At 63.3% G+C, this 18,380-nt stretch carries 15 protein-coding genes; 14 read left to right on the top strand and 1 reads right to left on the bottom strand.

The annotated features are described in order from the left end of the window. The first annotated feature begins 129 nt into the window (after positions 1–129). From FFS45_RS12015 to FFS45_RS11980, 8 genes are all read left to right on the top strand, one after another. A complete protein-coding gene (locus FFS45_RS12015) occupies positions 130–1,020 on the top strand; it encodes a nitrilase family protein (protein ID WP_137954857.1) in 891 nt (296 codons plus the stop codon). Between the two features lie 97 nt (positions 1,021–1,117). Beyond that, on the top strand, positions 1,118–2,251 hold the full coding sequence (locus tag FFS45_RS12010; protein ID WP_249362766.1) for a substrate-binding protein: 1,134 nt from the start codon (positions 1,118–1,120) through the stop codon (positions 2,249–2,251). A 75-nt stretch (positions 2,252–2,326) separates the two neighbouring features. Beyond that, positions 2,327–3,160, top strand: coding sequence for a branched-chain amino acid ABC transporter permease (locus FFS45_RS12005; RefSeq protein ID WP_137954855.1), 834 nt, complete (start codon positions 2,327–2,329; stop codon positions 3,158–3,160). Further along, the gene (locus FFS45_RS12000; RefSeq protein ID WP_137954854.1) at positions 3,153–5,021 is read left to right on the top strand and encodes a branched-chain amino acid ABC transporter ATP-binding protein/permease; all 1,869 of its coding nucleotides are present in this window, start codon (positions 3,153–3,155) and stop codon (positions 5,019–5,021) included. The genes FFS45_RS12005 and FFS45_RS12000 overlap by 8 nt, the downstream gene beginning before the upstream one ends. After that, the gene (locus FFS45_RS11995) at positions 5,018–5,725 is read left to right on the top strand and encodes an ABC transporter ATP-binding protein (protein WP_137954853.1); all 708 of its coding nucleotides are present in this window, start codon (positions 5,018–5,020) and stop codon (positions 5,723–5,725) included. Before FFS45_RS12000 ends, FFS45_RS11995 begins: the two co-directional genes overlap by 4 nt. A 23-nt stretch (positions 5,726–5,748) precedes the next feature. Continuing rightward, positions 5,749–7,047 carry an amidase gene (locus tag FFS45_RS11990; protein WP_137954852.1) on the top strand — a complete coding sequence of 433 codons (1,299 nt, stop codon included), beginning with the start codon at positions 5,749–5,751 and terminating at the stop codon, positions 7,045–7,047. Positions 7,048–7,286: 239 nt separating this feature from the next. Continuing rightward, positions 7,287–8,462, top strand: a complete 1,176-nt coding sequence (locus tag FFS45_RS11985; RefSeq protein WP_137954908.1) for a transporter substrate-binding domain-containing protein — start codon at positions 7,287–7,289, stop codon at positions 8,460–8,462. After that, positions 8,459–9,079, top strand: coding sequence for an ANTAR domain-containing protein (locus FFS45_RS11980; RefSeq protein ID WP_137954851.1), 621 nt, complete (start codon positions 8,459–8,461; stop codon positions 9,077–9,079). Before FFS45_RS11985 ends, FFS45_RS11980 begins: the two co-directional genes overlap by 4 nt. 429 nt (positions 9,080–9,508) lie before the next feature. Here FFS45_RS11980 and FFS45_RS11975 read toward each other — a convergent pair whose 3' ends face one another. Then, positions 9,509–10,606, bottom strand: coding sequence for an ATPase, T2SS/T4P/T4SS family (locus tag FFS45_RS11975; RefSeq protein ID WP_137954850.1), 1,098 nt, complete (start codon positions 10,604–10,606; stop codon positions 9,509–9,511). 173 nt (positions 10,607–10,779) lie between these two features. On the opposite strand from FFS45_RS11975, the gene FFS45_RS42355 reads away from it, so the two are divergent. From FFS45_RS42355 to FFS45_RS11945, 6 genes are read left to right on the top strand one after another with little or no spacing between them, the layout of a single operon-like run. Further along, positions 10,780–11,895, top strand: a complete 1,116-nt coding sequence (locus tag FFS45_RS42355) for a toxin co-regulated pilus biosynthesis Q family protein (protein WP_249362764.1) — start codon at positions 10,780–10,782, stop codon at positions 11,893–11,895. Further along, the gene (locus FFS45_RS11965) at positions 11,895–13,595 is read left to right on the top strand and encodes a PilN family type IVB pilus formation outer membrane protein (protein WP_137954849.1); all 1,701 of its coding nucleotides are present in this window, start codon (positions 11,895–11,897) and stop codon (positions 13,593–13,595) included. Before FFS45_RS42355 ends, FFS45_RS11965 begins: the two co-directional genes overlap by 1 nt. A 37-nt stretch (positions 13,596–13,632) precedes the next feature. Further along, complete coding sequence (gene pilO2, locus FFS45_RS11960; protein WP_137954848.1) at positions 13,633–14,916, top strand: type 4b pilus protein PilO2; 1,284 nt, start codon at positions 13,633–13,635, stop codon at positions 14,914–14,916. After that, positions 14,906–15,598: a type IV pilus biogenesis protein PilP gene (gene pilP / locus FFS45_RS11955; RefSeq protein WP_137954847.1), complete on the top strand. Its 693-nt coding sequence runs from the start codon at positions 14,906–14,908 to the stop codon at positions 15,596–15,598. The genes pilO2 and pilP overlap by 11 nt, the downstream gene beginning before the upstream one ends. Before the next feature lie 10 nt (positions 15,599–15,608). Continuing rightward, on the top strand, positions 15,609–17,279 hold the full coding sequence (locus tag FFS45_RS11950; RefSeq protein ID WP_137954846.1) for an ATPase, T2SS/T4P/T4SS family: 1,671 nt from the start codon (positions 15,609–15,611) through the stop codon (positions 17,277–17,279). Further along, positions 17,269–18,345 (top strand): type II secretion system F family protein, encoded by a 1,077-nt coding sequence (locus tag FFS45_RS11945; protein ID WP_137954845.1) that lies wholly within the window; start codon positions 17,269–17,271, stop codon positions 18,343–18,345. The genes FFS45_RS11950 and FFS45_RS11945 overlap by 11 nt, the downstream gene beginning before the upstream one ends. Positions 18,346–18,380 lie beyond the last annotated feature (35 nt).

The raw sequence follows: 18,380 nt of genomic DNA, 5'->3' as shown, positions 1-18,380 counted from the left end.
CCACTGAGCCACCAAGTTGTCTGGCGGCTCCACGGCAACGATGCCGTGCCACATATGGAAGGCTATGCAGCCCCCGAACTTGCGTCCAACGCTGGTGAGGGGGTTTTTTGTTTTGGGGGACGAAAAGTAATGTTGCAGCACGGTCTTGGAGAAGCGGGCCTCGAGGGCCTCGTTATCGCCTGCATTCAGATGCAGCCACATGTCGGCGCGAAACTCGATAACGTGGCGCGCGCGGTCCGGCACATTGAAGCCGCCGCCAGCGAAGGCGCGTCGCTGGTGGTCTTGCCCGAGCTGGCTAACACCGGTTATGTCTTCAAAGACCGCGACGAGGCCTTCTCGCTTGCAGAAGCGCTGCCGGACGGGGAGACCGCTCAGATCTTTACCGAAACGGCGCAGCGCCTCGGCATTCATATTGTCGCCGGCATCGCCGAGCGGGCGGGCAGACGTCTATACAACTCGGCCATTCTCACCGGTCCCTCGGGTCACGTCGGCATTTACCGCAAGCTGCATCTATGGAACAACGAACATCGCTTCTTCGAGCCTGGCGACCGCGGCGCGCCGGTTTTCGACACGCCCGTGGGGCGAATTGCCATTGCGATCTGCTACGACGGATGGTTTCCCGAAACATTTCGACTGGCGGCCATGCAAGGGGCAGACATCGTTTGCGTACCGACGAACTGGGTGCCGATGGCGGGACAGCCGGCCGATCGTCCTGCCATGGCCACCACCCTGACGATGGCCGCTGCGCACAGCAATGGCCTGGTGATTGCGTGCGCCAACCGGATCGGCAACGAGCGGGGTCAGCCGTTCGTCGGCCAGAGCCTGATCGTAGGAGGCAACGGGTGGCCCGTCGCAGGGCCAGCCAGCGCTGAACGCGAAGAAGTCCTTTACGCCACGATCGATCTGGAGCGCACGCGCGCCGAGCGCACGCTCAACACCTTCAATCACGTGCTGCGCGACCGGCGTGCCGACGTGTATGACCCGATGCTGGGCACCGGCTGGCCGTCTGCTCATACGTGAGCTATTGGCCGGCACCTGCATGTTCCTCGAAAGACCACACGACCACTACAAAGGAAATCCCATGACCCAGTTCAACAAACCATTCCTTGCCGCCGCCATGGCGGCCATAGTCGGCGTTGGCGCGTGTGCCGACGTGCTGGCCGCCGACCCCATCAAGATCGGCGTGGCGGTCGGCCTGTCGGGAGCCAATAGCGTTGTTGCGCCTGCCGTGGTTCAGTCGTCGCAACTGGCGGTCGAAGAAATTAACGCCTCCGGCGGTATCCTGGGCCGCCAGGTCGAACTCGAAATTACCGACGACGCGTCCGGCGCGGTCGGCGCACAGAAGGCGTACGACACGCTGGTCTTTCAGAAGAATGTCGACGCGATCATTTCGATGGAGACCAGCGCGGCCCGCAATGCGGCGCTTCCCATCGTAGCGCGTGGCAAGAAGCCGTTTATCTACACTTCGTTCTATGAAGGCCGCTCGTGCAGCCCATGGATGTATGTGAACGGCTGGGTACCGGAGCAACAGGTTGCGCCGGTGGTCGATTACTTTGAAAAAAGCAAAGGCGCCAAGACGTTCTATCTGGTGGGCAACGATTATGCGTTCGGCCGCGGCATGCTCGATTTCACCAAAAAGTACATTGAGCAGCACGGTGGCAAGGTAGTGGGCGAGGAGTACCTGCCGATCGACGGCACCGACTGGACGCCGATTCTCTCCAAGATCCGTTCGGTGCATCCCGACGCGCTGATCAGCGCGACGGCGGGCGGCGCCCCCAACGTGGCGCTCGCCAAGCAGTTGAAGGGTTCAGGGCTGACGCTGCCGTACGGCAACCTGGCCATCGACGAAGGTACCGCCCACAGCATGGGTGACGTCGCGACGGGTATCTATATGTCGGGCTCCTACCTGACGAGTATCGGCTCGCCCGAGAACGACAAATTCCTTGCCGCCATGGACAAGCGCTTTGGCAAAGACCTGAAGACGCCGAACGAGTTGTCGGAGCCGCAATACGAAGCGTTCTTCCTGTACAAGGCGGCGGCCGAGAAAGCAGGGTCCACCGATCCTGCCAAGGTGATCCGGGCGCTGGATCAGGTGTCGTTCGACGGACCGCGCGGTCCGGTGTCGATGGACAAGAGCCGGCATACGCCTCTCGCCATGCGTCTGGGCCAGATTCAGGCGGACGGTTCGGTAAAGATCCTGCAATCCTTTCCGGACGTGGACCCGGGGGCACAGTGCCCGAACATCAAGTAGGCTTGCTAAGGAATGCAGCATCCGCCTGATCGCCGGGCCTTGCCGGCGTGCGGGCGGAGGTGACTGGAGAAGACAATGGTTCTGGCATTGGATATTTTCACAACGGCGGCCGTGCTGTTCATCGTGACCGCCGGATTGATGGTGATCTTCGGTGTGATGCAAATCGTCAATTTCGCCCACGGCGCCTTGCTGACGACGGGTGCGTATGCGAGCTTCGTGGTCACGCAGTTGAAGCTCAACCCATGGATCAGCCTGCCGCTGGCGATCGTGGTCGGCACCGTGGTTGGCATGCTCGTCGAGCAGGTGATCGTGCGCCCGCTCTACAAACGCCCGCTCGACGCGATCCTCGCCACCTGGGGCCTGGGAATCGTGATCGGGCAGCTGATCGTCATGGCTTTTGGCCGCGAGGTCCAGTTCGTGGAAACGCCGCTGAAAGGCGCCTTTTCCATCGCGGGGACCGACTATTCGGCTTATCGCCTGCTGTTGATCCCTATCGCGCTCGGTTTGTGCGCTCTCATGACCGCGCTGCTCACAGGCACGCGGTTCGGCGTCAAGACCCGTGCCGTGATCATGAACGAGGACCTGGCTCGCGGGCTCGGCATTCATTCGGGCCGCATACGCTTTATCACGTTCAGTCTCGGTGCTGCTTTGGGGTCCCTGGCCGGCACGCTCATTACCCCGTTGTCGAGCGTCGATCCCAACATGGGATTGGCCTGGCTGGTGAGCGCCTTCATGCTGGTCATGGTTTCGGGTTACTCGATGATCAGCCTGCTGGTCACCTGCCTCGTATTTGGCGCTTGCCAGGTTCTGGTCAGCACGTTCGTCAGTCCGGTACTGGGTGGCCTGACCATCGCCGTGCTGGCTGCGCTTACACTGCGTATTCGTCCGAAGGGGTTCTCACATGGCTAAAGTCGGTGCTTCGCCGGGACATGCCGGCATCGGCGATGCCTCGTTGCGCGACGAGCAGGTGTCCAGCCGGCGCAAGCTGTCGCCCGGACGCGGCTTGCTGATGATCGGCGGGTTTGCCGTTCTGCTGCTGGCGGTCGGTCCGTTCCTGTTCGGCACGTATCTGCTGAATGTCCTGATCCAGGCATTCTTCTTTTCGATCGTTGCCGTGACGGTCGATATCCTCTGGGGGTACACCGGATACCTGACGTTCGGGCAATCTGCCTTTTTCGGCATTGGCGCGTACGCAGCGGGCCTCGTCTTCACGCACGGCGGTTTCTCGGCCGGTTATGTGGTGCTGGCGCTAGGCGCGGCCATCGCAGCGACGGCCGCGATCGCGGCGCTGCTGGGCTGGCTGTCTTTCTATCGGGGCGCCTCGCCGTTTTTCGCGACTGTGATGTCGCTTGTACTGCCGATCGTACTCAGTCAGCTCTTGCTGTCCGGTGGTGAATGGACCGGCTCGAGTTCAGGACTGACCGGCTACGAGACGTTCGATCTGTCTCTCGACGCGTGGTACCGGATCGCCGGCGGCGCCTTGCTGCTGATTGCAGCGCTGGCGTGGCTTTTCGTACGCAGCGACGGCGGCCGCGTGCTGGCGGCGATTCGCGACAATGAATCGCGCTGCTCGTACCTCGGTATCAATACGTCGTTGATCAAGATCGTCCTGCTGGTAGCGACCGCGATCATCGCCGGCCTCGCCGGTTTCGGCTACGGCGCATTCAGCGGTGTCGTCGCGCCCGAGCTGACCGGCTTCGTTCTCGGTACCCAACTGATTATCTGGGTCGCGCTGGGCGGTCGTGGAACGCTGTGGGGGCCCGTCATCGGCGCGCTTCTGATTAACGTCGGGACGTCCTATCTCAGCGGCAGCATGCCATTTGCGTGGCAACTCATCCTGGGCGCCGCGTTTGTGGCCGTGATCGTATTGTTGCCGCAGGGAATGGTGCCGTTGCTGCTCAAGCCATTGCGCCATCTCGCGGGCAACGCCGCCAAACCCGAACTGGTGGAGCGGGCCGTCGGGGTGGAAAGCGTGCAGGCTCGCTCAGAACCTGCGCTGCAGATGGAGGGGGTCGCCAGAAATTTCGGCAGTCTCAAGGTGTTGCAGGGAATCGACCTGAACGCCAACGCTGGCGAACTCGTTGGCCTGATCGGTCCGAACGGCGCCGGCAAGACGACGCTGATGCGCTGCATGAGTGACGGAGCGGAGCGCTCTGCCGGTTCGGTTGTGCTGTGCGGGCACGATATCCGGCAACTGCCGCCGGACCGTTGCGTGCATTTTGGGCTGGGGCGCAAGTTCCAGAACGCCAACATCTTCGACACGCTGACGGTGGCGGAATGCCTGCGAATCGCGGGCACGATCATCGAACGACCGTCGCTGTTCCGGCGTGCGGGCACGCTTTCGTTGCCTCCGTATGCACTCGAGGTGGTTCGGACCACCGGCCTTGACCAGAAGCTGGATGCGGTGGCCAAGGATCTCTCGCACGGCGAACAGCAGGCGCTGGAGCTGGCCATGGTGCTCGCGCTTGAGCCACGCATCGTGCTGCTCGACGAACCGACAGCAGGATTGACCAAAACAGAGCGCACGCAAATCGGCGACGTGCTGGCCGCACTGGCTCACCGCTACCGGCTCTGCTGTCTGCTGGTCGAGCACGACCTCGATTTCGTTGCCGAGATTGCTACTCGCATCGTGGTCCTGCATCAGGGACGCATCGTGATGCAAGGCAACTTCGACGAAGTGGTCAACTCGGAACTGGTCAGGACGATTTATGCCGGAACCGCGCAGAGCGCAGCATCCGGCGCGAACACGGCATACCGGGAGGCATCATGAGCCAGATCGCGTTGGAGCTGCAGGATGTCACCAGCGGATACAAGGCGTCGGTCGTGCTTCGCAAGCTGTCGATGACGCTCGCCAACGGCGAAGCCGTCGCCCTGCTGGGCAAGAACGGCATGGGCAAGACCACCTTGCTCAAGACGATCATGGGTTATCTGCCGAAGAAGACCGGCACTGTGCGCGTGCGCGGGCAGGACATTACCCGCATGGCGCCGCATCGGATCGCGCAAGCGGGCGTCGCGTACGCGCCTCAGGAACATGCGCTGTTTCAGGATCTCACGATTCGTGACAACCTGCGCCTGGGCCTTGCCAAGGTATCGGTGTTCGACGAACGCTTTGCCGAAATCGAACCGGTTTTCCCGGTGTTCAAGAGCCGGTTGAAGCAACTCGCCGGCACGCTCTCCGGGGGCGAACAGAAGATGCTGCTGGTGGCCCGTGCGCTCATGATGCGCCCATCGATCATCCTGCTCGATGAAATCACGGAAGGGTTGCAGCCGTCCGTGATCGAGCGGCTGGCCGAGGCGCTGCTCTGGGAGCGCAAGCGTCATGGCACCACGCTCTTGCTGATCGAGCAGAACGTTCCGTTCGCGCTGAAGGTTGCCGATCGCTATACCGTGCTGAAGCAAGGCGAAATCATCGATCATGGTAACGCCAGCGACGAAAGAGCCGCAGGTTCGATTTTCGAGCACCTGCGCGTCTGACACTGACCCCTCACTGAGACCTGATGAACTCAAACTCATTTTATCGGCCGGTTTCGGGACTGGAACTGCTCTCGCGAACCGGCAACGATCCGCAAGCGCGCGATCGCCTGATTCTCGATACGTTCGCGCGCATCGAGGAGGCCGACCGCGACATCGGCGCCATGACGGCCGTTGTCCGGCGCGAAGCCGCGACGGCGTCGGTGGCTGCAGCGCACGGGCCGCTGGCAGGCCTGCCAATCGCCGTGAAAGATATCTTTGACACGTACGATCTGGCCACCCGCTACGGATCGCCGATCTACGAACGCTACCAGCCCAGGTCCGATGCAGCGATCGTGACACTGTTGCGCCGCAACGGCGGTGTCATCGTGGGCAAGACCGTCACCAGCGAGTTTGCCTACATGGCGCCGCCCGCCACGCGCAACCCGTGCGACCTGGGGCGCACCCCGGGTGGCTCGTCTTCTGGTTCGGCGGCTGCCGTTGCCGCGGGCATGGTGCCGTTCGCGGTTGGTTCGCAAACCGGCGGCTCGACCATCCGGCCTGCGTCGTTCTGCGGTATTGCCGGTTACAAGCCGACGTTCGGCATGCTGCCGACCGTCGGCATGAAATGCTTCTCGTGGTCGTTCGACACGGTCGGCCTGTTTGCCGCGGGCGTGCGCGACGTGGCTTATCTCGCGCAGGTCCTGTCGGGCCGCCGGCTGGCCGTGGATGAGGTGACGGACGGCCCGGTGTTCGCCGTCCCCGATAGCTATCCGTGGACCGAACCGTCGGCCAACGCCAGCACTGCGCTTGACACCGCCGTGCGAGCCATCGAGGATGCCGGCGGCCGGGTCCGGCGGATCCGCTTCGGATCGTGGATGGCAGACATGGTTGCCGCACACGACACGATTCAACGCTACGAGGCTTACCAATCGTTGGGATTCGAGTACGATCGTCATCGCGTCGATCTGTCGCCGATGCTCGCTGGGTTTCTTGAGCGTGCAGCCGCGGTCGATGCGGCGACGTATGCCAAAGCGTGCGTTCTGATGGCGCAGGCGAAGGACAGCCTGGCCGAACTCTTCAACGGCATCACCGGACTGCTGACGCCAAGTGCGCCGGATGAGGCGCCCGATGGCCTGGGCTCGACGGGAGATCCCGCGTTCAATCGTAACTGGACGTTGCTGGGATGCCCGTGCGTGAACGTTCCCGGACTTTGGGGCGCGCGAGGCGGTCCGATCGGCGTGCAGGTGATAGGCCGGCCATGGGACGATGCACGTTGCCTCGACGCTGCTGCGTTCGTCGAGCAGGCGATCGCGGCGGCGTCGCGACGTCGCCACACGGCGTAGCCGGTGCCTGAGACGGTGCCTGAGAGGCTGCCACGAGGCGCGCCAATGTGGCACGGTCGCGCGGCAGCGGGACAATACAACGTCGGCACAGTCCGGCGGCAGCATCCGGGAGCGGCGCTGCGTGTGCCCGCCTGCCGGACAATGGATGGAGCGATAGCATGACCATCAGCAGTTCGTACGACGATCTCGCGTCACGCGCGGCGGAACTGGCGGCTGCCCGAACGCAACGCGGCAGCAGCATGCGTGCGGCTGCTTCGAGCGACGCGCAGGAAAGCGCGGCAGGCGATGGCTGGCGCATCGGCGTCCTGTATTCGCGCACCGGCGTGACCGCGGCGACCGAGTCCGAGCATTTCTTCGGTACTGCCCTTGCGATCGAAGAGGTCAACGCGGCCGGGGGCGTCGACGGACGTCTGCTCGAACCGGTCGTGTACGACCCGAAGAGCGATCCTGATGAATATCGGCGGCTCGCCGCACGCCTGCTGCAGGAAGACGACGTGACAGTGATTTTCGGCTGCTCGACATCGTCGAGCCGAAAGGCGGTGTTGCCGGTGATCGAGCGAAACAACGCCCTGCTGTGGTACTGCTCGATCTACGAGGGGTTCGAGTATTCGCCGAACGTGATCTACACGGGGGCGGTACCGAACCAGAACAGCATGCAGCTGGCCGCCTATCTGCTGCGCAATCACGGCCGTCGTTTCTTTCTGGTCGGCGCCGACTACATCTATCCGCGGGAATCGAACCGGATCATGCGCGATATGGTCGAGGAGCATGACGGAGAAATCGTCGACGAAGTGTATTTGCCCAGCGACGCCGATCCCTCGGCATTGGCGGAGGTCGTGCGTCAGATCAAGGCCGTCGAGCCCGATGTGGTTTTCTCCACGCTGATCGGCCGGGGCGCGCGTGCTTTCTATCAGTTGTACCGCGAACACGGCATCGACCCCGCTCGCATTCCGATCGCCAGCCTGACGATGACGGAAGGCGAAACACATATGATCGGCACGGAGCTGTGTGGCGGCCATATCGTCTCTGCGAGCTATGTCAATTCCCTGCGCAACGAGAGCAACCAGCGCTTCCTGCAATCCTGGCTGGCACGCTTCGGCGCTCAGCCGGCCAGCATGTGGTCTGAGATGGCTTACAACCAGGTGCATCTGTTCGCCCTCGCCCTGGCCCGCACGGGGAGTCTCGATACGGCGAGGCTGGTAGAGGCGGCCCGCGACGTCGAATTCGATTCGCCCGAGGGTCTGCTGAAAATCGATCCCGAGAACAATCATGCGATCCTCACCCCGCGCATCGCCATTTGCCGGCCGGATGGTGCGTTCGAGGTGGTGTGGGAAGGCCGCAGTCCGATCAAGCCGGACCCCTATCTGACATCGTATGGTTTCGCGGAGTTCTGGCTCGACGGAGAACCGGCATGACTACGGGTGCGCGTCGGCTGTTTGACGATCTGCGCACGCTGCGCGTTATCGTGATCCATCCGCCCGGGGACGATCGCAGCGTCCTCGAAGAGCAGTTGCGCCGGATTGGTTGCCCGGTGCGCGTCCTTTGGCCGTTTCCTTCGCAGCTTCCCGTTGATGTCGACGTGATTTTCTTTCTCGTGGGTCAGGAGCTTCGAAGCGCAGGGAACTGGAGCGCGGCCGACACCGAAGCGACCCTGATTGCCCTGTCCGATTACGAGAATCCCACGGCCCTGAAAATCCTTGTCGATACCCAGGCGCACGGCGTGATCACGAAGCCCTATCGCTCCAACGGGATTCTCAGCACGCTGGTGCTGGCACGCGCATCCTCCGGCTACCAGCAACGACTGCACCACAAGATCGGCAAGCTCGAGGAGGCGTTCAAGGCACGGCGCCATATCGAGAAGGCCAGCCGTATCCTGATGGAAGCGCATCGCCTAAGCGAAAACGACGCGTACGAACACATGCGTTCACGCGCCACGAGCCTGCGGGTCACGGTAGGCGAAATCGCGACGATGGTGATCGATGCGCATGAAGCAATGGAAAAACTCGGCCTGGGAAAAGCATCCAGGCCCTGAACTCACGTAGCGTTCATCCGGATTACCGCTGCTGTGCGGTTCCGGGCCCGCATGGGATCACCGGCCTCGCTGGTTCCCGTGGTCTTGCATATGGGGCAGCGGATATTGCGACCGCGCCTCGCCCATATGTTGATGACATCGACGCGATGCGATCGTGCGGGATGTGCTCGCCTGCGATGGCTGGGCGACAAGCCGCTCGCGCGGCCAAAGCGTCGTTTGCCAGAAACATTTCGTAAACCATTCGCGCTCCGGCATATCGCTTCCCAACGGGTTGTGTGCGCAATAGATCTGTCAATCCGCATTGAGATTTCCTCGCTGTCAGAAGTGCCGGAAATTCACTCAGCACATTTCCCGACCGGTTCTTTTTTCAGCAACCGTAACAGATTGTCAAAAACTCGAAGCCTTCGATATTTGCGGGAGAAAATGGCTTCAACGAGTCGCCGACGACTGCAGCAGTTCGTGCAACTCCATGCGGTTATAGGCGGCGCGAAGTGCGTCGCGGGCAGTGATGGAGTCTTTGCTCACCAGTTGATTGAGGTTGTCGTTCAGCGAGCGTGACATGTTGTCTTCCTTGCGGCGGACGAAATCGGCGAGGAAATGAATCTTGGCCGGGTCGACCAGAAGCTTGCTGACCTGCTGGTTGTGGTTGAACAGGAGTTCACTGGCCAGTACGAGTTGAGTGCCGTCTTCGCTTGGCACGAGGCTCTGGCAGATGACGCCGATCAGCGAACTGGCGAGCGATGACGCGTGGCGCTCGCGCTGCTCGGCGGGGAAGAAGGACAGCAGGCGGGTCAAGGTGTTGAGTGCGCTGCTGGTGTGCATGCTGGCAAACACCAGATGTCCTGATTCGCCGGCCTGGAGCACGGCTTCGGCGGTGTCCTGGTCGCGGATCTCGCCGACCATGATGACGTCGGGACGCTCGCGCATGACTTCGCGCATGCCAGCCGAAAAGCTTGGGGTGTCGGTCGGCACCTCGCGTTGCGAAATGATGGCCTGATGAGCCTCCAGCCCATATTCGATGGGCTGTTCGATCGTGACGATGTGGCAGTTTCGCGTGTGGTTGATGTGGTCGAGCAGGGACGCCATGGTGGTGGTTTTGCCCGAGCCGGTGGGGCCGGTCACAAGCACGATGCCCTTGTTGCTTTCGAGCATCGTCTTGATATAGGCGGGCAGGCCGAGCTTGTCGAGCGGCAGGGCTTCGAGCGGCAAACGGCGGATCGAGATGACCGTTTTGCGGCCACCCGAGACGCGGTAGACGTGGCAGCGCAGGCGGCAGCGGGTCAAGACGAATGGCCGGTCGAGCGCGCCTTCCTGAATGCGGTTGCGCCAGTCTTCGTCGATGGATGCGAGCAGCGGCTCCATCTCCTCGATCATGACCGGACCGCCTTCCGCCTCGATCCAGCCGCGTGGCGTCTTGATCATGATCGGGCGGTCCTGCTCGATATGCAGGTCGGTGAAGAAGCGGCGCTGATCGACCAGGTCGAGTATTTCGCGGGTCAGGTCACGAAGCTGGTTGGGATGGTTCATGGTCGTGGTGTCAGGTTGTGATGGAGCGCTGCAATCGTCTCAGGCCAATGGCCGGTTGTCCAGCGCAGAGGTGATGAAGCAAGAATAGGATAGCGAAGAATCGGCACGCAAGTGGCGACGAGAAAATAGTTGGCGTGGTTAGGCGCCATGAACGGCAACGAGGACGTCCTTAGATGCGCACGGTCATTACATGCATGGTGATGCTGTCGGTGCTGGGCAGCGGGTTGTCGGGGCGTGCCTGCGCGGCAGGCACGCCAGATGCTCAGCACAACGAACAGGTAACGCTGGTCGGCGAGTCGCGTGAAAGTCCGCGCGTGACGACGAGCGGCACGAACATGGCGTTGCGCAACGCTTTGCGCCTTGTCGTGCCGATCGACTACAGCATCAATCTGCCCAACGCCGGCGTGTGGGCCGCGACACCGGTGAGCTGGGTGGCCGGCCATTCGCTGGTGCAGACGCTGCGCGACATGCTGTCCGGACACCCGGAATTGGCTGCGCAGGTCGATACCGACTTCCAGCTGGTGACGGTGCGTTACCGTCAACCGTTCGGCGCCGACACGGTGGGCACGCTGCCGCCCACCTTGACCTCGGCCTCTCCTGATACAACGGCTGCGAATGCAGACGCGGGCGGGCCGGCCGTGGTCGGCGGCCCGGTTACCAGCAATGTGAGTGCTGCGCCGCTCGTTGCGCCTGCAACGGCTACCGCTCATGCGGCGACGCAGACTGTGGCGAGGCCGGCGAGTGTGCCGTCGTCTGCGGCCACGGTTCATGCGGGCGGCGATACCGGCAGTGTCGCGCCCGAGCAGCCACGCATTACATCGAAGGATTTCGCCGCCACGGGTGTTGCCGGATCGTCCGGCGCCGCGGGAATGGCGACCCAGTTAGAGCGTACCGCCGACGCGCCGCCTGCCGCTGCGGTGGCTGCGGCGGCTGCGCACGGATCGCCATCGCCCGCCCACGCGAGGACGGCGGCAACGCTCGCCGCACCGACGCCCGTTGCTGTGCCCATTGCCGCCGCGCCGGTCGTTCCGCCGCCTATATGGCGCATCGAACTGTCGGATCGCACCGTGCGCGCTGCCTTGACGCGCTGGGCACAACAGGCCGGATGGCAACTGATCTGGGAGGCGCCGGTGGACTTCAGTGTCGATGCCCCCGCGGCCGTAACAGGCACGTTCGACGAGGCGCTGCAGTCGGTGGTCTCGGCGCTCGCAGGTTCCAATGCGCCGGTGCAAGCCATTCTGTACCGCGGCAACAAAGTACTTCGTATCGTTGAGAAAGGGGCGAGCTGATGCGTAACACCATTACAACGTTCGCGCTCGCCGTGGTTCTGCTGGCGGGTTGCACCGGTCTGTCCCAGCATCTGTCCGAGGCGGTCGATCGCGACAATGCGGAATCGAAGCAGGCGCTCGACTCCGCCCGCCAGGGCAACGCGCACACCAGCGCGTCGTCGGACGGCCTGATTGTCAAGGACGGACTGTGGCTGTCCGGCACGGCGATCAAGCTGGATCGCGAAAGCACCTTGCCGGCGGTATTCTCGCAGCCGGCCACCTTCGACAGCGAAGTGAATTCGCTCTCGGAGTTCGCTGAACATATTTCCCGCCTGACGCATATTCCCACCCGCGTCTCGCCCAATGCGCTCGCCAATTCCCGCTCCACGGGCAGCGGTGCGCAGGCGAGCGTGCCGGTCGTAGGCGCCGTGCAACCGCCGTTGCCGACCTTGCCGGGTTTGGGCAGTTCAGGCACATCGCGTGGCATCGAGGCGACCGAAGGTCTGCCGACTCCCACGCATATCTCCTACCGTAACGGCGATCTGCGCGGTCTGCTCGACGCCGCGGCCGCGCGTTTCGGCGTGTCGTGGAAGCTGGCGGGCGGCGCAATCGTGTTCTTCTTTACCGACACCCGTACCTTCCAGGTCAGTGCGATTCCAGGCGACGCGAAACTGAACGCGACCGTGATGAGCGGTTCGACCAACGATAGTTCAGGCAGCAACGGTGGCAGCGGCGGCAGTAGCGGCTCGTCAAGCAGCTCGGGCAGTTCCGGCTCGGGCAATACGCCGAGCGTGACGTCCAACAATACCTCGAACACAGTCGTCAATTCGCAACTGTCGGTCTTCGACAGCCTGCATGCGTCGATTCAGGCCATGCTGTCGCGCTATGGCAGCGTGGTCTCCTCGCCGGCAACCGGCTCGATTACCGTGACCGATACGCCCGAAGTGCTCGATAGCGTAGCCGCGTTCATGGAAGAGGCGAACCGCTCGCTGTCCAAGCAGGTGCTGATCAACGTGACCGTGCTGTCGGTCGAGCTGACCGCGGACGACAGTTACGGTATCAACTGGAGCGCAGTCTACCAGGCACTGGGCACGAAGTTCACGCTCGCCAACACCTTCGCGACCACGGCGACCAATCCGGTTTCGTTTGCCGCCCAGGTGATTACGCCGAATAGCCGCGCGTCGGGCACCACCGCGATGATCAGCGCGCTGTCCGAGCAAGGCAAGGTGCGCCGTAAGACCTCGGCCTCGATCACCACGCTCAACGACCAGCCGGTGCCGGTTCAGGTGGCGACGGAGCAGGGCTACCTGGCGTCGGTGTCGACCACCAATACCGCCAACGTCGGCTCCGAAACGGCGCTCGTGCCGGGTACCATCACGACCGGTTTCAACATGACCTTGCTGCCGCATGTGCTCGACAACGGTACGGTGATGCTGCAGTTCTATACCAACATCTCGTCGCTGGTGTCGTTGCAGACCGTGACGAGCGGCGGCCAGGAGATCCAGACGCCGGATGTGGATACACGCAATTTCCTGCAGCGCGTCTCGATGAAGTCCGGCGAGACGCTGGTGCTGAGCGGCTACGAAGGCACGGACGACAACCTCAACAAGCAGGGCGTGGGCTCGCCGTCGAACTACGCGTTCGGCGGCGGCTATCAGGGCACGCATGACCGGGAGGTGATCGTCATCCTGATCACGCCTGTGATGATGAACGGCGCTTGAGTCATACGAGCGAGACGAGCGAACCGGATCCCGCGCCATGGCAACCCACATCATCCAGATCGAACGGCAGCGCTTCATTTGCGGACTGTTCTGGCAGTCGCTGTCGCGGCGCCACGAACTGCAGAAAGAGGCCGTCGAACTCGCGAAGAAACTGAACTTCGACCTGATGGTGTTGCGCGTCGACCGGGGCGTCGCCGCGGTTGGCTTTACCAACAATGCGCGCGACGGCGCGCAAGCGGGCGTTGCCTCGCTCGGCGTGCTGGTCTCGAAGGCTGTCGCGCAGCAAGGCGCTTTCTATGAAGGCCGCCAGCAATCGGCGCCGAACTGGCTGGGTGCGTTCAAATTGCCCGATGGCCGTTGGGCGTACTTCGCTGTGCGAGACGGCGCGTTTCTGCCGAACGGCGACTGGATCGGCGCCAAAGAGGAAGTTTTCGAACGCTTGAATTCCGACTACGGGCTGGGCGGCTGGAATGCGGTGATTGGCGACGTCGAAGTCGAGGCGATGGGGTTTCACAACTTCTATCCCCGCCGCATTGAAGACATGCTCGGCAAGCGCCATGGCCGTCTTCACGTGCCGCGCTGGGCGCGGCTGCGCCCGGTCACGCGCCGCGTTTCGCCGCGCCTCGCGGCGGTCGCGGCGGGTGTCGCCGTCACGGTGCTCGGCGCGGGTCTATGGGCGCAGCATCATCGCGCGATGGTGGTTGCGCAGCAGGAGCGTCAGATGGAGCTGGCGAGAGCGCTGTTGCATCGCAGGCAGGCCGCCAACCAGGGCGCCGCGCACCCGTGGGCGACGCTGCCGGTGCCTGCGCAATTCGCGCGTGCCTGTCTGCAGCATTTCACGGAGCTGGCACCGGGTGGCTGGGAACTCGAGCACTACACCTGCGAGCCGACCGGTGTCGATTATCAATGGTCGCGCAACGGTTCGACCGTTGCGTTGCTGCTGGAGCGCGTGCCGCTCGCGCAACTCGATCGTAGCGGCGAGCACGCGTCGCTTGTACGCCCCTTCCCGATGGGCGCGCTGGCCGACGATACGCTGCTGCCGGGCAAAACCGTGAATACGCAATTGTTCTCTCGCTTCCAGACGCTGGACGTGCCGCTGACGCTCACGCCTGTCGTCCACGCGCCCGATAGTGCAATGACGCCGGTGGGTGCGCAGAAGCCGCCGCCACCGTCGTGGCAGCAATGGCGCCTGCAGGCGAATCTCGGCGGCCTGTCGCCGGAGCAACTGGCTTTTTCTCTGAACGAGGCCGGCGTGCGGCTCGTGAGATTGACCTATCAGGCGGGCACATGGTCCGCCGAGGGAGTCGTTTATGCAAACTGATCCGTCCCGTCTGAGCACGTTAAGCACGGCACGCGCGGTCTCGGCAGTGCCCATGGTGTCGATGGTGCCAATGACGTCGAGGCTCCGCCTTGCCGTACTGGCTGCCGCACTGATGTGCGTTGCCGGTGCGCACGCGGTCGAACCGGTCCAGGCGGCGAACGCGCCGCCGGCCGAAGCGGCGAATGGTGCTTGGACGTCGAACGCGGCGGCGGAGCTGACCCGCCTGCAGGAGCAGACGGTCCTGCTCAAGGCCGAGATCAAGAAGCTCGACGCGCAGGCCGAAGTGGCGCAACGCACGGCTGCGCTGACTCGGCTGGGCAGCGCAGGAACCGCGGTGGATGCCGGTTCCGACGCTGTGCGCGTGGTGGCGATTGAAGGGTTGGGGCGGCGCTTTTCCGCCACGCTGCAAAGTGCCGAAGGCGAAGAGTTCGATGTCAGCGCCGGCGACGTGCTGCCCAACGGGCTGCATATCGTCTCCATCGCCCCGAACGAGGTGGTGGGCCGCTGGAACGATGGGCGCACGCTCCACCTGATGCCGGTGCTCGCCTCGCGCAGCGGTGCGGTCCTCAATCCGGGCGTGCCTTCGGCCGGCAACATGGGCGCCGCGCCCGGCATGGCCGGCGGCGTGTCCCTGCCCAACGGCGTGCCGGGGCTGCCTTCAGGTTTTCCGCGGACTCAATAGGAGTTTCGACATGAACCACTCTTTGTTGGGCAAGCGGGGGTTTTCCTTGGGCGCGACGAAAGCGGCAAGCGCTGCGGACGCCGTGCCGGTCTCCCGGACAGTCGGGCTGGCGCACCCCCTGTCCGGTGACGGACCGTGGGCCGCCAGCGCCGAGGAGCGCAAGCTGTTGTGCCTGCTCGACGATGGCCGGCTGCTGATCGCCGAAGGCCACGAGATGAGCCCGTATGTGCTGTCGTACCGGGCCCGTCTCGATCGTCTGAAGTTCAGCCACCGGCCATGTCCGGTGAGCCTCGACATCGTGCATCGCGCCTACGAAGGCATGCGCCGCGACGGCACTGGCGAGCGCGTCGACCATACTGCGATGCAGGTGCTGGCCAAAGAGCTGATTGCGCAGGCGTGCCGCGAACGCGCCTCGGACATCCACATCCGGGTCAAGCGCCATAGCACGGAAATTCTGTTTCGCATCCACAATGAACTGATGCGCATCACCGAACAGACCCGTGAACAGGGCGCCCGGCTGCTGGCCACGCTGTACTCGGCAATGGCAAGCGTCTCCGACAACACGTACAAGCCGAGCGAGCGCCAGGATGCCAGTATCGGCGACCGGGACAAGCTGCCCGAGCAACTGTTCGGTGTGCGTATCGCTACCGCGCCCACCAGCACCGGCAACATCATGGTGATGCGGCTGCTTTACAACGACGCGGGTGAGACTACGGATTTGCAGCGGCTCGGCTTTTCCGGCACGCAAGCCACGCAGATGGATGAACTGCAGCGTCTGCCGCATGGCATGAACATCATCAGCGGACCGACCGGCTCCGGCAAATCGACCACGCTGCAGCGCGTACTGCTCGGCCAGATTGCCGATTGCAACGGCAGTATCAATGTGATCACGGTAGAGGATCCGGTCGAGTATCCGATCGCCGGTGCGGTGCAGACGCCGGTGACCAATGCGGCCACCGAAGAGGCGCGCTCGCTGGCTTTTGCCGGGGCGATTTCCAACGCCATGCGGCTCGACCCCGATACGATCATGATCGGTGAGGTGCGCGACCGCGCATCGGCGCAAAGTGCACTGCGCGCATCGATGACCGGTCACCAGGTGTGGACGACGGTGCATGCCAACGGTGCATTGGCGATCGTGGACCGGCTGATCGACCTCGGCTTGCCGTTGCGCATGGTGACCGACGAAACAGTCGTGACGGGACTCATCAGCCAGCGCCTCGTCAAGCTGTTGTGTCCGCATTGCAAACAGCGCCTCGTTGATACGGCGAACAACTGCGATCCGGCGTTGATCGCCAGGGTGCGCCGTGCCGTGGGCGGCGCGTTCGAAAACGTCTTCATCCAGGGACCCGGTTGTCCGCATTGCGCGGGACGCGGCACCACCGGCCGCACGGTGGTCGCCGAGGTCGTGCATACCGATGCGCAGTTTTTTGCCCTGCTGCGCGACGGCGACAAGGCGGCAGCGACAGCCTACTGGCTTGACCAGCTAGGCGGGCACACCCTGGTTGAACATGCCATTGAGAAAATCGCCGAGGGGCTGATCGACCCGCGCGGCGCCGAGCGCATTGTCGGCCCGCTGGTGGCCCGCAGCCAGCCGGTGCGGCTGCGCCCGGTGAGCCCGGTCGAGGTGGTGGCCGGCGACCTGAAGAGCGGCAATGGCATGGGCGGGGATCATGGCGCTTGATCTGAATCGGCGCTGGGCCAGGCTGAATGCCGGTCCACAACAGCGACTAAGGCTCTACCGCAAGATCGAAAAGATGCTCTCGAACGGTCTGCCGCTGTTGAAGGTGCTTGAGGAACTGGAGTTGCGCGCCTCGCGCGACGGCCGCAAGCCGAACCAGCCCGAAGCGATTCTACTGGGCGAGTGGCGCCGGGTCGTGCAAAACGGCGGCGGCCTCGCCGAGGGCATGGAAGGGTGGGTGCCTCACGCGGAACAGATGATCGTCATGGCCGGCGAACAGTCGGGCCGCACCGAAGCGGCGTTGCGCTCGGTCACCGGCATCGTTTTGTCGGGACGCAAGATCCGCAATGCGGTGATCGGCGGCCTGGCCTATCCGCTGGCGTTGTTCTCAATGACGCTGGCCTATCTGTACCTGTTCGGCGCGCAACTGATTCCGCAGTTCGCCGCGATCGAAGACCCCGAACGGTGGCATGGCACGGCACGCATGCTGTATCTGATGTCGGAGTTCGTGCGCAACTGGATGGTGCAGTGTGTGCTCGTACTGGCAGCGGGGTTCGCGCTGCTGCTGTATTCGCTGCCGCGCTGGCGCGGCCGGGTCCGCAACTGGCTCGACGAGTTTCCGCCTTATTCGATCTACCGGTTAATGACGGGCGCCAGTTTTCTGACCGCTTTCGCATCGATGCAAACGGCAGGCTTCACCGTCGAGAAGTCCCTCACGCGATTGTCGGGCAACGCGAAGCCGTGGTTGCGCGAACGAATCGAAGACATGCTGTTCGGTGTGAAGTCGGGCTTAAATGTGGGTGAAGCGATGAGGAATGCCGGCTATCACTTTCCGTCGCGCGAGATTGTTGAAGACCTGTGCGTGTATGCCGAGTACAAAGGCTTCGGCGATGCGTTGAAGACGCTTGCGGACGAGTGGGTGGAAACCGGAGTGGAAAGGGTTTCGTTGCAGATGCGCGTGCTGAACGGCTTGGCGATTGTTCTGCTCGCCTTGTTGCTGGGGCTGCTGATTACCGGCTTCTTCGGGATTCAGCAGGAGATCGCGGCGATGGCTAGATCGCTGCATTGACGGATGTATCCAATGCTCTCGGGGGTCGAGATGAA

Origin of the sequence: Burkholderia sp. 4M9327F10, assembly GCF_005503145.1 — a bacterium.
Taxonomy (GTDB): Bacteria; Pseudomonadota; Gammaproteobacteria; order Burkholderiales; family Burkholderiaceae; genus Paraburkholderia.
Note: the sequence above shows the minus strand (reverse complement) of the source record. Positions and strands in the feature narration are given on the sequence as shown.

Excerpts from the sequence above, each read along its gene's own strand:
- FFS45_RS12015 (WP_137954857.1), top strand. The coding sequence starts at position 130 with ATGTTGCAGCACGGTCTTGGAGAAGCGGGCCTCGAGGGCCTCGTTATC.
- FFS45_RS12010 (WP_249362766.1), top strand. The coding sequence starts at position 1,118 with ATGGCGGCCATAGTCGGCGTTGGCGCGTGTGCCGACGTGCTGGCCGCC.
- FFS45_RS12005 (WP_137954855.1), top strand. The coding sequence starts at position 2,327 with ATGGTTCTGGCATTGGATATTTTCACAACGGCGGCCGTGCTGTTCATC.
- FFS45_RS12000 (WP_137954854.1), top strand. The coding sequence starts at position 3,153 with ATGGCTAAAGTCGGTGCTTCGCCGGGACATGCCGGCATCGGCGATGCC.
- FFS45_RS11995 (WP_137954853.1), top strand. The coding sequence starts at position 5,018 with ATGAGCCAGATCGCGTTGGAGCTGCAGGATGTCACCAGCGGATACAAG.
- FFS45_RS11990 (WP_137954852.1), top strand. The coding sequence starts at position 5,749 with ATGAACTCAAACTCATTTTATCGGCCGGTTTCGGGACTGGAACTGCTC.
- FFS45_RS11985 (WP_137954908.1), top strand. The coding sequence starts at position 7,287 with ATGCGTGCGGCTGCTTCGAGCGACGCGCAGGAAAGCGCGGCAGGCGAT.
- FFS45_RS11980 (WP_137954851.1), top strand. The coding sequence starts at position 8,459 with ATGACTACGGGTGCGCGTCGGCTGTTTGACGATCTGCGCACGCTGCGC.
- FFS45_RS11975 (WP_137954850.1), bottom strand. The coding sequence starts at position 10,606 with ATGAACCATCCCAACCAGCTTCGTGACCTGACCCGCGAAATACTCGAC.
- FFS45_RS42355 (WP_249362764.1), top strand. The coding sequence starts at position 10,780 with ATGCGCACGGTCATTACATGCATGGTGATGCTGTCGGTGCTGGGCAGC.
- FFS45_RS11965 (WP_137954849.1), top strand. The coding sequence starts at position 11,895 with ATGCGTAACACCATTACAACGTTCGCGCTCGCCGTGGTTCTGCTGGCG.
- pilO2 (WP_137954848.1), top strand. The coding sequence starts at position 13,633 with ATGGCAACCCACATCATCCAGATCGAACGGCAGCGCTTCATTTGCGGA.
- pilP (WP_137954847.1), top strand. The coding sequence starts at position 14,906 with ATGCAAACTGATCCGTCCCGTCTGAGCACGTTAAGCACGGCACGCGCG.
- FFS45_RS11950 (WP_137954846.1), top strand. The coding sequence starts at position 15,609 with ATGAACCACTCTTTGTTGGGCAAGCGGGGGTTTTCCTTGGGCGCGACG.
- FFS45_RS11945 (WP_137954845.1), top strand. The coding sequence starts at position 17,269 with ATGGCGCTTGATCTGAATCGGCGCTGGGCCAGGCTGAATGCCGGTCCA.